Here is a 16,656-nt window from a genome sequence, read left to right on the forward strand (position 1 = left end):
CGAAGTCACTCGTCGAGCCTGGCGCGACGGATGCCGCCCTCCGGTGCCTGCACCCACACGCGCCCCGCTCCGGCACGAAGTGGAGGAGGCAGCTCGCGCACGCGCGTGAGCTGCCTCACCTCACTCGTGCTGCAGCCGTCGAACACGAGGGTCGCCCGGGCGGCCAGAGCGGCGAACAGCGCGGGCTGCGCCTGCCACCCGTCTGGTCGCCCGACCAGTACAGGCCCCATGGCCGCCGAATGCACGGCGAGATCGGGGCGGGAGGCGCCCTCCAGCTGCCTGATCTCCCGATCCGGCACCAGTCTGCCGAGTCGCCGTGCGAACCGGTCGGGTCGGGACGACACAGCCAGCATGGGCCCGGGACCGACGGCGAGCAGCGGAGGCTCGGCCGGTGACAGCGGTGACAGCAGCAGCGATGACGGCGTCTCCGCCGCCGGATCGGGTGCCAGGACCTGCAGCCGAGCTCCTTCCCACACCCCGCGCCCGGGAGGAGCGGCCGGATCCCAGAGGTCGGCGCCGGCTCCGGCGAGCACATGCTCAGCACGATCGTCGCTGCGCAGCACGATCGTGCTGCCGAACAACCCGGCGACGGATCCGAGTGCGCCTGATCGCCGAACCGCCACGGCGATGCGGGCGGTGCCGCCGTGCAGCAGGTCGGCGAGGCGGTCCGAGGCCGCCTGGCGGTACTCGGCCGGCCAGCGGCCCGACACGGCGTCCCAGTCGTCGAGCAGCAGCATCCGCAGCTCTCCGCGTTCCGCCAGGTCGAGGGCGTCCCACGTGCCCTCGACGTCGGCCGGAACGACGTGCGCCCCCGGGCACTCGGCCGCGATCCGGGCGAGCACGCTGGTACGCCCCGACCCCCCGCCGCCCTGCACCAGGAGCGCGGGCCCCGACCAGCGGGCGACGGGCTGGGTCTGGAGCTCCGGGCGGTCGAGGAGGCCGATGACGACGCCGGGCGATGCCGCCGCGCCTCGTGCCAGCGCGTCGGCGAACGCCGGATGATCAGGCTGGAGCACCGGAGGGAGGGGCGGAAGCCAAGGGCGCTGCGGCTCGGGCGAGCCCCGTCGGGCGGTTCGGCGCGCGATGACGGCCAGGTCGCCTGGAGTCGTCGTCGCGACCTGGGCCTCGTCGAGGCGGCCATGGCGCGCGATGAGGCAGCGACCGGGCACGGCGACAGGGATCAGTGCCGCGGCCGGCGATCCGATCACCGCTGCACTGTCGGCGCCGTCGATGACGCGCAGGCTGATGCGCAGCGCGCAGTTCGCCAGCACCGACTCCCGCACGACGCCGGCCGGTCGCTGGGTGCAGAGGATGAGGTGCAGGCCGAGCGAGCGTCCGCGGGCGGCGATGTCGCTGAACAACGCGTGCATCCCGGGTTCGGCGCCGAGCAGAGCGGCGAGCTCGTCGACGACGATGACGAGCCGCGGGAGCGCGCGATCCGGCGGGAGTCCGTCGATGCCGGCCACCTTCGCGTCGGCGAGCACGGCCTCCCTGCGCCGCATCTCGGCGAGGAGGCTCTCGAGCACGCGTCGGGCGAGCGGAGCGTCGAGGTCGGTCACGACTCCGGCGCAGTGCGGCAGCGCACCGAGGATGGTTCCCGTCGCCCCGCCCTTGAAGTCGACGAGCAGGAAGGTGAATTGCGCGGCCGTCCGTCCCGCGGCCATGGCGGCGATCCAGGTGACCAGCAGTTCGCTCTTGCCGCTGCCCGTCGTTCCCCCGACGACGGCGTGCGGGCCGTCGGCCACGAGGTCGAGCACCAGCGGACCCGTCGGGCCCACGCCGATCACGCCGGCGAGCCCCGGGCCCGTCGGATGCTCGGGAGCCACGAACGGCAGCATCGTCGGCAGCGCCCTCGGTGCCGAACGCCGGGCGGTCAGCCCGAGCAGCCGCGCGTGAGCGCCGGCCTGCTCCGCTCCGACGAGTTCGGGCACCAGCCGCACCCTGCGCTCGGCGGGCGACCGCACGACCTCGGCGTCGACGGCGCTGCGCACGACGACGATGACGGCGCATCCCGGGGGAAGGAGGGCGATGCTGGGTGCTCCGGCGAGCACGACGGATCGCGCGGTCCCGCGCGTGCCGTCGTCGGTGGACGGAGGGATGCCGCGCCCCACGCCGGCATCCGATGCCTGCACGACGATCAGCAGCGGAACCCCGGCCGCCGCCGCGCCGTCCGCCCTCTCGGCGAGCGAGTGAGGAAGCTCGGCCGCCCAGCCCCACTCGGGCGTCGCCGGCGTCGCGACGCCCAGCCTGCTCGGCGGAACGGCATCGACGACCTGGAGCAGGAGTCCGCGGAGCACGGCACGCACCAAAGGCTCCGCCCCGACGACGCCGATGCCGCCACCGACGTCGACGGCGACAGGCATGTCGTCGATGGACCGCGAGGCCGCCACGGCGACAGCACGTTCGCGACTCACCGAGGCTCTGGAGCCGCTGGCGTCGCGTCGCCGACCGGAGGTGCCGAGGGCACCCGGATCGACGTCGGATCCGGCGTCACCCGCATCGTCGGGCAGCGCGCTCGTCTCGTCCCAGGCGATCGCGTCGGGGCTGGGCACCGTTCCGCAGCCGAGCACCACGGAACCAGGAGCCGCGGAGCGCCACCGGCGAGCGTCGTCGTCACCGGCGAAGAAGGTGTCGGAGGCGCTCGGATGCCGCTGCCAGGCCGAGCGACGGATGTTCCGTTGGCGCCGCGCGATCTGCTCGGTCAGCTCGCCGAGGGCGGCGTTGTGCTCGGCCAGCGCCCGTCGAGACGATCTCCGCCCCGAGCGGAGGGCGTCCGCGAGGCTCGCGAGGGCGATGACGGGCCCGAGCACGGCGAACAGCAGTGCGAACGGCGAGCGGGTGACGCCCCAGAGCGCCAGGGCCACGACGACGGGGGCGATGCTCGCGAGCAGGGGGAACGGGGCTCGTTCCCGCTCGGTGGGGCGAGGAGGCAGCCGCAGGGTGTCGGACGGGTGCAAATCGGTCACCCGGTGATGGAATCACCCCGGCACCGCCCCAGGACGGGGAGGGCTCCATCAGTGCATCGACGGAGTGTTCGAGGCGTGCGGGGAGGACGCTACGCCACGGTGAAGTGCTGCTCGCCGATGTCGACGCGAGAGCCCCGCGGCACGAGGTAGCGTCGCCCGGGATCGCAGCGCATCGGCGCCTCGCGCGGACGACGGATGATCGTGCCGTTGCCCGAGAACCTGTCGCAGACCCAGAGCTCGCCGTCGTGTTGGCCGAACTCGAGGTGCGTCTTCGAGACCGACAGTCCGCGATCGGCGACGGCGATGATCTCGTCGTGGTACTCCGTGGGTTGCGGCAGCGGGCGTCGCCCGATGAGGCCCGTTCCGGAGACGGCCCACTGCTCCCCCGTGCTGAAGACGAGCACGAAGGTCGCGGGCGGCGGGTCCGCCGGTGCCGGGTCCACCGGTGCTGGTTCGTGAGCACCTGCGGATGGGGTCGGAGGAACGGATGCCGCACTGCCGGCATCCGCACTGTCAGCAGAGGCGGGGGGTCCGGGGGCGAACGCGGAGTCCGCCGACACGGGAAGGGGGACGGGAGCCACGGGCGGGCCGACGACGACCTCGGGCGCGGCACCTCGTGGCCGCAGCGGCTCGATGATCGTCGTGTCTCCGGGGCGGGGATCCGGCCTGGTGCGGCTGCGTGGAGTCGCCGTCGTCGAACTGCCGCAGTCACCGCAGAACATGGCGCCCGGCGGGAGGACGGCACCGCAGATCAGGCAGTTCACTGGTGCTGTCTCCGTCCTTCACCCGGCAAGCGGAACGATCTGAGCGAGATCTTCGCGCGCAGCCGCTGCCAGCGCGAACGTCCCGCGTCGAGAGTACCGCGCAGTTCGTCCACCTCGTGCCAGACGCGATCGGCGTCGGCTGACGGAGGGGTCTCGGGTGCGAACACGGCCCTGTCGACGTCGCCGGCGAGCAGCAGCGGCCTGCTGCCTCCCACCACGGCGGCGTTCTCGGACCGGGTCGCAGCGGGCGACAGGGCGAAGCCGTGGTCGACGGCGAGATCGGTGAACTCTCGCCAACCGCCGGCGATCCGATCGACGGGGTCGCCCGCGCGGCGCCGGTACCGCCGTCGACGCACCTTGGCGGCGACGATGGCGAGGAACGGACTCACCAGCAGGGCGAGCGCCAGAGCGGTCCACGCGGCGATCCGACCGATCAGCAGAATGAGGGCGAGCGTCGGATCGGCCGGCGGATCGACATCGGTGGGGGCCGACTGCGGATCAGGTGCCGGCTCGGACACCTGCGGCTGTTCGAGCGGCGGCGGCAGCACGACCTGCGGGCGAGATACCGGAATCGGCTCGTCCTGCTCCTTGGGCGGCACCTCGCGGGGCTCCGGATTGGGGTCGAGACTCACCCACGAACCCGTCGAGTCCTGCACCTCGATCCACGCGGCGATGTCGTCGCCCGTGACGGCGACGGACCCGGTCGTGGACGTGATGCTGGGGGCGAAGCCGATCACGGCCCTGGCGGGGAAGCCGAGCATGCGTGCCATCACTGCTGCGGCTGCGGCGTACTGCTCCCCGTCGCCCAGCATCGGGATCTCGGTCGCCAGCTGCGTGAGCCTGTCGGCCGAGTGACCGGAGCGGCTCGGCGGCTCGCCCTCCAGTCCGTGGCTCACGTAGCCGTCGCGACGAATGCCCTCGAGCATCTGGGCGAGCTGCGTGCCCGGGTCGGCGGTCTCGTCGACCCAGTCCGAGAGCAGGGGCGCGAGGCCCTCGATGTCGGCCGGGAGCGGAGGGAGCACAGCCGTGCCGGGCTGGAGCGTCGTGAGGTCGGCCGGGGCTGGGGGGACCACGGCGTCCGCCCGATACTCATCGCCGTCCTCGAGCCCGCCGAGCACGGCTCCGGTCGCGGCGTTGTCGTTGTAGTAGAACGAGTCGGTGAGCCTGCCCGCCCGGTCCGAGGTGAACCTGATGCTCTCGAGCTTGCCGACGCCCGGCACCCAGACGCCCGTGTAGTCGCCGACGGTCACGTCGATGGAGACGGGCTCCCCCTCCACGGCACTCTGGTCGATGCGGAACGGAAGCCGGGTGAAGGAGCCTGAAGCACTGGCCACGGTGTCGCTGCCCACCGAGTAGACGATCCCGTCGTAGCTGTCGAGCGCGGCGATGCGGATGAGGCCGCCCGGCGGCAGCCCCGAGACGGTGAGCATCGTGCTGGAGGCGGCATCCGCTTCGAGGAAGCTCCTGAAGGCGGCGAGCGGACTCGGGTAGTCGCGAGGGTCGAAGGGCTGCTCGGTGTGACGTCGGGGCACCTCCCGCGCTGCCGCAGCCGGGTAGGCGACGGCGGCGAGAGTGCCACCGGCGACGGCGACGGCGACGATCACCGCAGAGCTCAGGACGGTGCGGGTCACCGCGATCCTCCGTCGGGCGGCGCTCTCCCGCACGCCGGATCCGCCCTGGGTCACCCGCGCGATGGCCTCGGCGCGGCGGCGGCGGTGCACCCACGCCGCCCAGAACACCAGCACGATGCCGAGGAGGAGGGCCGTCTCCACCGGTGCGAGCGCCGTGGTCGGACCGAGCAGGATCGCCAGGACGAAGAGGCCGAGAGGGGCGAGCACGGCGAACTCTCCCCGTCGGGCTCGCAGGGCCACGGACATTCCGACGGTCGTGGTCGCCAGCACGATCACCACCACGGGTACGAGCAGCGCCTGGTAGGAGCCGACGGGCGTCACGATCGTGAGCAGCTGCTTCCAGCTGAGTGCTGTTCCCGCGAGCAGGTCGATCAGTCCCTGCCACGACGGCAGCACCCAGAACAGTGCCTGGGACGGGACGCCCAGGGGCACGCCGATCACCAGGAAGGCGCCGACCGCGACCAGGAGCACGATCAGGGACGACCACCGCAGGACGGCGCCGAGGGTGCCGACGAGGCAGCCGACCAGCGCCGAGATCGCGACGGCGACGATGAAGGCCGCGCTCTGGTAGACGGGCCACAGCGTCGCCATCGCCACCCCCGTGGCGGCGAGCAGCATGAGCGCGTTCACCACGACGAGCTTGACTGGAGGACGAGGCCCCGCGGATGCCGCCATCACACCACCGCCGCCCTGGCGAGCGACTTCTGGAGGTCGTCGAGGTATCCGATGCTCAGCACGGTGAGTTCGGCGACCCGGCGCATCGCAGGCAGAGCACCGGGTTCGCAGATCACGGCGATGACGTCGACGCCGGACGGCAGCCCGGCCGCGGCCTGTCTCAGCTGGGCGACGGTGGTCGCCGACCCCGTGATGAGGAAGGCGACCGACGCGTCGGCAGCCCTCTCGCCTGCAACGCGGGTGAGCGCGACGATGTTCGTCGCGCCCGGGGATCGCTGCACGACGGTCAGGTCGTCGAGCAGGCGGATGCGGCTCGACGTGCGCAGCGCCCTGGAGGCGGGGTCGAGCCGCGTGGAGGCTGCGGCCCTGTCTCCGCTGGCGATGACCGAGACCGAACGCGCGTCGCGGATGGCGTGCACCCCGAGGGAGCCGGCCGCGCTCACGGCCAGCTCGAACTCCTCGTCGTCGGCGTAGTCGGATTCGGCGAGGCCGAGGACCACCATGATGTGACTGCGCCGGGTCTCCTCGAACTGGCGCACCATGTAGACGCCCGTCTTCGCCGAACTGCGCCAGTGGATGAAGCGTCTGTCGTCTCCCGGCGTGTACTCGCGCAGGGCGTGGAAGGAGACGTCGCTCGAGGTGATGGTGCGGGTCGCGGCTCCCTCCAGGTCCCGCACGAACCCGGTCGAGATCGCGGGGATGGCGATGGTGCGCGGATGCACGTAGAGTTCTGTGCGCTCGGCCCAGGTGAGCTCCCGCCGGAACAGGCCGAGTGGATCACCGCGGATGGTGCGCACGGGCCCGACGGGGATGACCCCGCGGCGCTCTGCCGCCACCAGGAAGATCTCGCTGGCCTCTGCTCCCCGCGGGATCCCGGGGATGTGGAACTCGGCCAGACCGTCGCCGATCGGCACTTCGACCCCGACCCCGGCGAGATGCCTGCGGGTCGGGTTGAACACCAGGACCTCGCCGGGGGCCTTCTCGCCGACGACGACCCGCCGAAGCGGCAGGGCCAGCCCGATGCGGAAGGAGTTGCGGCCCACGAGGTAGAGCGCCGAGAGGGCGAGAAGCACCGTCCCGGCCCAGGCCAGCGCGACGAACTCGGCCCAGCCGAGCAGGTAGCCGCCGACGAACCCGACGATCACGGCGATCACGACACTCCAGCCGAAGACGGTCATCGTCGAGACGAGGGCACGCCAGGACGCTGAGACTCCGCGTCGAATCGCGGCCAGTGCTGCGACGACGGCTGTGACCGTCTCGGCGAGCCTGCCCTCCCGTGGTGCGGTCCCCCGCGGTTCGGCGGACTGGCTCACACGGCGAGCCTGTCGCTCGGCGGCGGCGTCTCGATGAGCAGCTGGGAGATCACGTTCGAGGCGCTGACACCGTCGAACTCGGCCTCCGGGTCGAGGATGAGGCGGTGGGCGAGAACCGATTCGGCGAGGGACTTCACGTCGTCGGGGACCACGTAGTGCCTGCCGTTCGCGGCGGCGAGGGTCTTCGCGCTGCGGAGGAGGGCGAGCGCACCGCGCACGCTCACGCCGAGACGCACCTCCTGGGCATGCCGGGTGGCCTGGGCGATCCGCGAGATGTAGTCATTGATGCTCGGATCGACATGGACCGTGCGCACGGCCGATGCCATCTCGATGATCGTCGTCGCGGACACGACGGGCGGCACGACGACGTCGTGCGCCCGCTGGTCTGCGCCCTCGAGGATGCGCAGTGTCGACGCGTGGTCCGGATAGCCGATCGAGGCGCGCATGATGAAGCGATCGAGTTGCGCCTCGGGCAGGCGATAGGTTCCGGCCTGCTCGACCGGGTTCTGCGTCGCGATGACCATGAACGGCTGGTCGAGGACGTGCGTGATGCCGTCGATGGTGATCTGGCCCTCCTCCATCACCTCGAGGAGAGCCGACTGGGTCTTCGGGCTGGCTCGGTTGATCTCGTCGGCCAGCACGACGTTGGCGAACACGGGGCCGCGGTGGAACTCGAACGCACCCGACCTCTGGTCGTAGACGCTGACACCCGTGATGTCGCCCGGGAGCAGGTCGGGGGTGAACTGCACCCGCGAACTCGTGCCGTCGACGCTCTGTGCCATCGCCCGCGCGAGCGAGGTCTTGCCGGTGCCGGGCACGTCCTCCAGCAGCAGGTGGCCCTCGCTGAACAGCGCCGTGAAGGCCAGCCTGATGACGTGGGTCTTGCCGAGCAGCACCTGCTCGACGCCGGATACCAGACGGCCGAAGGTCTCGGCGAATGCGGCCGCGGCATCCGGGGTCATGGTCACAGCTGGTCCTCGCTCCGTCGTCACTGGGAATACGTCCTGGTCAGGCCGTCGATGGTGATCTCCAACCTTACGGGGACGGGCGGATCCGCGGCCGGGTCCAGGCCGGGAATCCGACACGTGGTCGGGGAATCCGCCGCGAACCACTCGGCGCCGTCAGCGTCGACGCCGCACCTGTAGCTCGCCGGATGGCCGTCGCCGTTCGCCGGGTCGTTCGTCCACGACCAGGTACCGTCGGTTCCGCCGTTCTCGGCGTCGGGCCGCGCGTAATCCCGTCCGGGGAGTTCCCAGGTCAACGAGGGCTGGGCGTCGGAGGGGGCGACGCCCGACCACGGGCCGCAGGTCCCCCACGCCGAGCATCCGCGCACCTGGAAGCGCAGGGTCTCTCCATAGGAACGGTCGAACAGCCTGCGCGGGACGCCTCGGCCCGAGAAGTCCTGCGCCGCCGTGACAGGCTCGCCCGCGGCATCCACCAGGCGGATCTGGAACGTGCTGGTGCTGGAACCGGCGCCGACACCGCGGATGACCAGATCCTGGGTGTACTCGAACGGCTCGACCGACGCGTCGATCGAGGAGATGGCTCCCGGTCCGGGGCGTACCACCGAGCCCGCCACCGCTGTCGCGGCGCAGCCGGCCCTGTTGTAGCCCCACACCACGAAGTTGTAGCTCGTGTCGTCGGCCGTCAGGCCCTCGAAGCGCGCAGAACCGGCATCGGCCGGCAGCGCCTGGACGGCCCCACGCGGCGGAGAGACCGTGCCGGGCGCCGGAGAGCTGACCGAGCACCCCGCCGAGCCTGTCGGCACCTCGGGCAGGGCAGCGCCCGGCGCCGTGTCGGCGAGACGCTGCACGTAGTAGCCCTGGATCGCGTCGCCGTTCGCCGCGAACGGCGCCCAGGTCACCGAGACGGCGCCCGAGCCCGCGTCGGACACCACGTCGACGGATACCGCCATCGGGGCGCCGAACGGCACGCCGGCACCCGATGCGCTGGTCCAGCTCGACAGTGCCGGGTAGGCGCCGTTGCGCGCACTCACGGTGAACGCGACCGTGCTGCCGTTGGAGAGGCCGCCCTGGTCGATGCTGCAGCGCCCTGCCGAGCAGATGTCGGCGGCGGCGAGCTCGCCGAGTTCCACTCCGCCTACGGCGACGACATAGCTGCCGACGGCCGTGCCGCCGCCGGGAACTCCGACGGCGTCCCAGCCGATGCGCAGGCCGCCGTCGAGCGGCGCGGCCGTCAGGCCCGTCGGTGCCGGCGGGACGACGTCCGACCAGACGGCCGTCGAGGTCTCGGCGGCGTCGGAGGAGCCGATGCCGTTCCGGGCCGTCACCCGCACCCGCACGGCGTTCGCCTCGCCGTTGCCCGGTGTCGCCAGCGTGCAGGTCGTGGCCGCGCACGCGGTCGACGACACGACGTCGCCGGTCGCGGCGCTCAGCAGCGACACGTCGTAGCCGCTGATCGCCGAGTTGTTGAATCCGGCCGCAGTGAAGGTCGTCGTGAGCACCCCGTCGCCGAAGCTCGTCACGGAGAGGCCGGTCACCGGGTCGGGCCGATCCTGCACGGAGATGCGGATGGTTCCCCACGCGTAGCGTGACGGATCGTCCGTCGCGTCGGCGATCTGGTACTGCAGGTTCGTGTCCACGGGCGCCGCCTGCTCGCTGACGCTCACCTGCAGGGAGGACTTGTCGGCGCTCGGCACGATCGTGACGCCGTCGGGCAGCGTCGACGAGTCGAGACCGGAGACCCTGAGTACGCGGAGCGGAGTGTCGGGGAACGGGTTCGTCGCCTCGTCGTTCTTCAGCACGTCGACCGTCGTCGTCGTGCCGCGCGGAGCGACGGCGGTGTCGGCCGCGGGAACGGCGATCGGAAGGGTGGACGGCACGACGCGCAGCACGATGCGGCCGGAGCTTCCGTCGTTCACGTCATCCCTGACGGATATGGTGACCGAGGTCTCGCTGCCGGTGTCGGCGCCCCTGTCGGCACGCAGTGTCAGCTCGTCGCCGTCGATGGAGGGGGTGGCGAAGCCGACGGGGGCGGGGTCCTCGACCGAATAGCGCAACTCGTCGAGATCGTCGGGGTAGGGGTAGCTCGTGAGGCCGGTCAGGCGGATCGTCTTGGACTGTCCGGGCTCGAACTCGATCGTGCCCCCGGCGAACGAGGGCGGCTGGTTCTCCCGGGGCACCACCGTGATCGGCAGCACGATCGTCGCGACGCGAGTCTTGTCGTCATCGCCGGCGACGGCATCCGTCACCTCGAACGAGACCGAGGCGGGTCCGAAGTACTTCTCGGCGCTGCGGAACCGGATCGTGTCGTCGTCGACGACCAGTTCGGAGCCGTCGGCGTGGGTGGCCCGCACGGTTCCCGAGTCGGTCAACCGCACCTGGCGTCCGTCGACGGCCACGACGTAGTCCTCGATGTCGATGGTGACGGATGCTCCACTGTCGACCTCGATCCGCGGTGCCGTGCGCTTCAGCTGCGGCAGGGCGTCGCCGTAGCCGGGGACCCAGATGAAGGCGTAGGCGGTGATGGTCGGGTCGTCGGGATGCGTGACGGAGAACGGGATGATCTGGCTCCTGGTGCCGACCTCCACCCGCACCCGCTCCGACCTCGTCACCGCCGCCGACGAGCCGAAGCCGGGGAGCACCCGCAGGGTGAGGTCCGTGGCCGGGCCGTCTGCGAAGAACACGTTCGCGAGGACGTCGACGTCGATGGTCTCGTGACCGAGCACGTCGGAGAGGGTGAGCACGGTGTCGCGCGCGATCGGACGCGACAGCGGGGCATCCGTGCGCGCCTGCACAGTGAGGAAGGTCGAGCTCGTCCCTCCGCGCGGGTTCTCGATCGAGTAGACGAAGCCGTAGCTGCCGGGATCGGCTGGGACGTTCACCTCGACGATGTCGTCGTCGATGCTCGCCGTGGCTGCGGCATTCGTCGAGTTCGGCTCGACCGCCGTCACGGCCAGGGCGCCGCCGTCGGGATCGGAGTCATTGGCGAGGACCCGGACCAGGACCGTCGATCCCGGCCTGGCCGCGACGACATCGGGAACCGCGATGGGGTTGCGCGAGCCGTCGAGCCTGGCGCTGATGCCGACACGCACCGGGCCCGTCGCCCTGGCTCCGAGGGAGTCGATGACGGAGTAGGTGAAGGTGTCGGTGCCGGTGCTGTACTCCCCCGACGTGTACTCGAGCCAGTCGGCTCCGGCATCCGTCACACTGCCCTTCTCCGGATTCGAGTCCTCGCCCAGAAGCTGCACGGAGTCGCCGTCGGGGTCGACGCCGACGAGGGGGACGGTGATGCGCACAGTGTCACCGGCGAGCACCCGCGCCGTGACGACCCGCGGAACCGGCGCCCGGTTCGATGCGCGATCGATCTCGCGGACCGAGATCGTCACCTCGCCGTTCGCGAACTGCCCGTCGGGGGCGTTCACCCTGTAGACCACCGTGTAGTTGCCCGGGGTGTCAGGCGCCAGGTAACGCAGAGTCTGCCCAGACGCGAAGGCGAGGCCGCTGCCGCGCGGTCGCTTCTGGATCTCGGCGTCGAGGGTCAGCGGATCGCCGTCGGGCTGTTCGTCGTTGGCCAGCACGGGGATGTCGATGGCGTCGCCGACCCGCACCGATGCCGTGTCGGGGTTCGCGATCGGCACCTGCCTGCGCTCCGGTTGCGGAACCTCGATCACGGTCACCCGGCCGTCGGCGTCGGCCAGGCCGTTGCTCACCCTGTAGCCGAACGACGCCGTCGCGTTCTCGAGAGGGCGTGTCAGCGTGATGCGCAACAGCCGCTGCTCGAGGATCTCGACCCGCATCCCGCTCTCGCGCGGGAGGTCGAGCACGCCGGTGAGCAGGAGCACACCGCCTCCCGGATCGATGTCGGTCGCCAGCACGTCGATCGTCGCCTCGCTCTGCGCCCTGACGAACGCGGTGTGCGGAACGGTGATGGGCACGAGGGAATCCGTGGGCCGGAGGGTGACATCGATGCGCACGATGCCCGATGCCGTCTCGACCCCGTCGGTGACCCCGTAGTCGACGTAGAACGTCCCGGCGGTCTCCGACGTGAACTGGAAGCTGCCTGCATCGAAGTCGGGCACGATGTCGACACCGGGCTTGGCGGGCACGCTGGCCAGCCGCACGGTGCCGGTACCGCCGTGGACGTGCGGAAGCGGCAGCACGGTCAGGCTCTCGCCGACGTGGCCGGCCGCCACGAACGGGTCGGCGATGATCGGCACGGTACCGGCCGGCATGACCTTGACGACGAGGGTGCCCGACCCGGTCTCCCGGCCGTCGGAGACCGCCAGGCCGACCTGCACCTTGCGCGTGCCTCCCGTGAGGTCGGTGAAGATGACCGTGCCGTCGGGTTTGAACGCGACGCGGTCGGATGCCGGGGCGATCGCCTCGGACAGGAACATGGCGTCTCCGTCGGGGTCGAACCAGTCGGTCAGCACCTGGGTCGAGACGCGCCCCTTGTCGGGCACGGCCGCCCGGGTGTCGTGGAGCTGTCGCGGGGGCGAGTTCTCCTCGTCGCTGCGCACGGTCACCGTGACGATGGCCTCGGCCCGGCCCCCGCGGCCGTCGGTCACCGTGTACCCGAACGTCATCGTCCCGGATGCCGTGGCGGGCAGAGTGAGCAGCAGCTGCTGGTTGCTGCTCACGATGTCGACCCGTCCGGCGTCATCCGACGGTTGGGTGACGTCGCTCACGGTCAGGACATCGCCGTTGGGGTCGTAGTCGTTCGCCAGAACGGGAAGGGTGGTCGACCGTCCCGGCCTGGCTCCGAACTCGTCGTCTTCCGCGACGGGCTTCTGCTGGTTCTTCTCGAACTCCGGCTCGATCTCGGGATCGTTCTGCTCAGTGGTCTCCTGCTTCGGAGTCTGGTCGATCAGCTCGTCCCAGTTGTCGATCAGCCTGTAGTCGTCCTGCACGGCCCAGGTGTCGCCCGACGCCGTGTCGTTGAGCACGACGACGCCGGCGTTCTCGCGGAATCGCAGGGTGAGACCGCCGGAGGCTCCGCCCAGCTCGCGGGTCGGCGCCGTCGTCGTGCCGCAGGCGTTCCAGGCGATGGCATCGGACCAGGCCGCGTAGCTGCATCCGCCCGCCACGATCGGAACACTCGGTGCTCCGGCCCTGTCGGTGACGAGCGACGACGGATTCCCGCTGCTGATCGGGATGGACAGCAGGCCACCCCGGTGGGCGAGCAGGATGGAGGTTCCCGCGCTCGATGCCTGCTGCAACTGAGCCTCGCTGCCGCTGGCCATGTAGGGCGCCAGATCGATCGTCCCCGTCGCCAGGACGATGGACCGCGACGAGCGGTCGAGAACGGCCCACGCGCCGCCGACACTCGTGACGGCGACGTCGGCCTCGGCGTCGATGCCCGACAGCAGCTCGGACTGCACGACGGTGCCGCTCGCCGTGTCGACGACGGACAGCGTTCCCGTGGCCGGAGTGAACGCCGTCATGCGACCGGAGTCGTCGACGCTCGTCACGGTGCCTGGCCCCAGGGAGAGCTCGGGCTCGGACGACGCGTCGAAGTCGTCGAGATCGCGGACGGGCTCGGTCCAGACATCGCCTCCTGCCGAGATCACGACGTCGTCGCCGGCGATCCGCACCTCGGAGTCCTCGGCCGGCGGGAGCGGGACCGTCTCGGCGACCGTGCTCGTGGCCGGGTCGATGATGTCGACGGCACTGGTGCGCCGATCGGTGACCAGCACCGTGGTGCCCGACTGCACGACGTCGATGTCGCGGTTCGCCGCTCCGATGACCGTGTCGAGCTCGAACACCTGCGTGTTGGCCCGCCCGACGACCTCATCGGAACTGTTGCTGACCCAGACCGACCCGTCACCCAGGTCGATGCGCTGGGCGGAGTACCCGCCGGACATGATCGCGACCGTCGTGATGAGGGCCGTGACGACGGTCCCGCTGGTCGCCGCGATCACCCCGGAACGGTGTGCGCCCAGCCACGATCGGATCATGGCGAATCGACCGCCTCGACCGCCACGCACTTCTCCGAACTCGGCGAGCCCGTGCGACCCTCCCGGCTGACGGTGACGGTGATGCAGACCTGGTCTGCTCCGGCTGCGGCATCGGCACTGAAGCTCGTGCCGCTCTGAGCGCTGGACTCGCCGCCGGTGACGGTGACGAGGTAGCTGTCGCCCGTGCGCAGGCCCGGGTCCTCCCAGGAGAAGTCGACGGTGCGGTCGGATGCCTGACCGGCGATGTTGCTCACCGTCGGGATGTCGGACGACGTCGAGCGCACGATGGCGATGGTGGCCGTGACGGCGAGGCCGAGCACCACGACCGAGATGGCGAGCATCGCCCAGACCAACCTGCGGCTCCTGCGCTCGGCGGCGGCCTTGCCCGGTGTGTCGCCGCTGGTGCTGCCGCTCCGCCCGATCGAGGTCGGCGTCGCGGTCATGGTGCGACTCACCGATTGCTTGCGGGTGCGCCTGCCGGCTCCGGCGGCGATCACGTTCGCCCCGCTGATGCGGGTGCGCTCCTCCATGTCGACCGCCGTCGCGATGGCCCAGTCGTCCATCGCCACCTCGATGGCGGTCTGCGGCAGGTCGAGTTCGGCCTCGACGGCCTGCAGTTCGCGGATGAACTCGAGCACGCTGCGCTGACGGTTCTCCGGGCGCCGCGACATCGCCCGCGACAACGTGAGTTCGAGTCGTTCGGGAACGTCGGCTCGTCCGATCGGCTCATAGCGGGCCTTCGTGATGCGGGCCATCAGCTCGGCGGCGGTGTTCTCGGTGCCGGGAACCTCGAACGGCGACCGTCCGGCGAGGAGCGAGTACAGGGTCGCGCCCAGCGACCACACCTCGGACGCGACGGTCCCCGACACGTCGTCCTGCAGGACCTCCGGGGCGGACCACGGGATCGAGAGCCCGACGGCCTCGGTCGTCTCGGCCTCGCCGAGCGTCGCCGCGATGCCGAAGTCGGACAGCACGGGATGCCCGTAGGCGGTCATCAGGATGTTCGACGGCTTGATGTCCCGGTGGAGCACGCCGGCGCGGTGAGCCGTCTCGACGGCGCTTGCGATCTTCACCCCGATCGACAGCACCTCGGGAACGGGGAGCGGGTCGGCACGGTAGCGCGTCGTGAGCGTGGCCGAGCAGTACTCCATGACGAGGTAGGGACGGCCGTCGCTGGAGACGCTGGCCTGGTACACCGTGAGGATCGACGGATGCGAACTCAGCTGGGCCATGAGGTTGGCCTCGGCCTGGAACATCTGCCGCACCTGGTCGTTCACGACCTCGCTCAGCAGCACCTTCACTGCGACCTGTCTGCGCGGCATCGACTGCTCGTACAGGAACACGTCGGCGAAACCGCCGGAACCGAGCACATGCACGTAGGAGAAGCCGGGAAGCGTGGGGGGCGTTGACGGAAGGCGTCGTGTCATAGTGGCCCCCTTCCTCCGTGCCCACGTCGGCAGACCATGGACGCCGCACCCCCACTGCGCATGCGCCCGCTTCCCCCCAATTGTAGGCACCTGCGCGTTGCGGCAGACCCCCTCGAACGGGGCGCAAGACCCGGGCGCATCGTCAGTGGTCGTGCGGGTTCGGGGCCGCCCCGGTCACTCCGATGACGTCGACCACGATGACGGTGACGTTGTCGCGGCCGCCGTTGGCCAGTGCGGCGTCGACCAGCTGTTTCGCGGCATCCGCCGGCGTCTCCGTCGACATCAGGAAGTGGCGCATGCCGTAGGGCGTGAGCTCCTTGGTGAGCCCGTCGGAGCAGACCAGGATGCGCGAGCCCTCCTCGACGGCGATGAGCCTGTAGTCGGGGATGGGCGCCTCGTGGAAGCCGACGGCGCGGGTGATGACGTTGGAGTGCGGATGCGTCTCGGCCTCTTCGCGCGAGATGTGGCCGGCGTCGACGAGCTCCTGCACGATCGAGTGGTCGGTGGTGAGCTGCTCGAGCACGCCGTGCGAGAGCAGGTACACGCGAGAGTCGCCGATGTTGAACACCAGCCAGGCGAGACCGGCCGTGGTCTGGGTGAGGGCGACACCGGTGACCGTGGTCCCCGTGCCGGAATCCGTGACGCCGCCTCCGCGGCCCATGTCGTCGACGGCGAGCCGCAGCGACTGCTCGATACCGGCGGTGTCGGCCGTCGGACGCCCGCCGTGCTCGGCCAGACGCGTGACGACGGCCGCGCTGGCGAAGTCGCCCGCCGTGTGCCCGCCCATGCCATCGGCGACGGCGAAGACCGGCGCCTGCGCCATGTAGCTGTCCTCGTTCGCCTCGCGGCGGTGCCCGGTGTCCGTGATGGCGGCCCACGCCAGCGTCACCGCGGCATCGACGGCACCCGGGATCTGCGCTGTGAACTCGGGCGTGCCCTGACCGATCTGCGTCACGTCCTC

Annotated in this window: 8 protein-coding genes; all 8 read right to left on the reverse strand. The window is 71.1% G+C overall.

Going from position 1 to position 16,656, the window contains the following annotated elements; translation table 11 throughout:
- Positions 1-5 precede the first annotated feature (5 nt).
- Complete coding sequence (locus E4M00_RS13665; RefSeq protein WP_135121069.1) at positions 6-2,966, reverse strand: FtsK/SpoIIIE domain-containing protein; 2,961 nt, start codon at positions 2,964-2,966, stop codon at positions 6-8.
- An 89-nt stretch (positions 2,967-3,055) separates the two neighbouring features.
- Entirely contained in the window at positions 3,056-3,730 is a 675-nt protein-coding gene (locus tag E4M00_RS13670) for an FHA domain-containing protein (RefSeq protein ID WP_135121070.1), read from the reverse strand.
- Positions 3,727-5,991 carry a transglutaminaseTgpA domain-containing protein gene (locus tag E4M00_RS13675; protein WP_135121071.1) on the reverse strand — a complete coding sequence of 755 codons (2,265 nt, stop codon included), beginning with the start codon at positions 5,989-5,991 and terminating at the stop codon, positions 3,727-3,729. The genes E4M00_RS13670 and E4M00_RS13675 overlap by 4 nt, the downstream gene beginning before the upstream one ends.
- A gap of 44 nt (positions 5,992-6,035) precedes the next feature.
- Positions 6,036-7,349, reverse strand: a complete 1,314-nt coding sequence (locus E4M00_RS13680; RefSeq protein WP_240037128.1) for a DUF58 domain-containing protein — start codon at positions 7,347-7,349, stop codon at positions 6,036-6,038.
- Complete coding sequence (locus E4M00_RS13685) at positions 7,346-8,317, reverse strand: AAA family ATPase (protein WP_135121072.1); 972 nt, start codon at positions 8,315-8,317, stop codon at positions 7,346-7,348. Before E4M00_RS13685 ends, E4M00_RS13680 begins: the two co-directional genes overlap by 4 nt.
- Before the next feature lie 20 nt (positions 8,318-8,337).
- Positions 8,338-14,232 (reverse strand): Ig-like domain-containing protein, encoded by a 5,895-nt coding sequence (locus E4M00_RS13690; RefSeq protein WP_167756901.1) that lies wholly within the window; start codon positions 14,230-14,232, stop codon positions 8,338-8,340.
- A 32-nt stretch (positions 14,233-14,264) separates the two neighbouring features.
- Complete coding sequence (locus E4M00_RS13695) at positions 14,265-15,695, reverse strand: serine/threonine-protein kinase (protein ID WP_135121074.1); 1,431 nt, start codon at positions 15,693-15,695, stop codon at positions 14,265-14,267.
- Between the two features lie 142 nt (positions 15,696-15,837).
- A complete protein-coding gene (locus E4M00_RS13700) occupies positions 15,838-16,650 on the reverse strand; it encodes a PP2C family protein-serine/threonine phosphatase (RefSeq protein WP_082510051.1) in 813 nt (270 codons plus the stop codon).
- Positions 16,651-16,656: the final 6 nt, after the last annotated feature.

Source organism: Orlajensenia leifsoniae, assembly GCF_004570845.1.
Classification (GTDB): Bacteria; Actinomycetota; Actinomycetes; order Actinomycetales; family Microbacteriaceae; genus Orlajensenia; species Orlajensenia leifsoniae.

Excerpts from the sequence above, each read along its gene's own strand:
- E4M00_RS13695 (WP_135121074.1), bottom strand. The coding sequence starts at position 15,695 with ATGACACGACGCCTTCCGTCAACGCCCCCCACGCTTCCCGGCTTCTCC.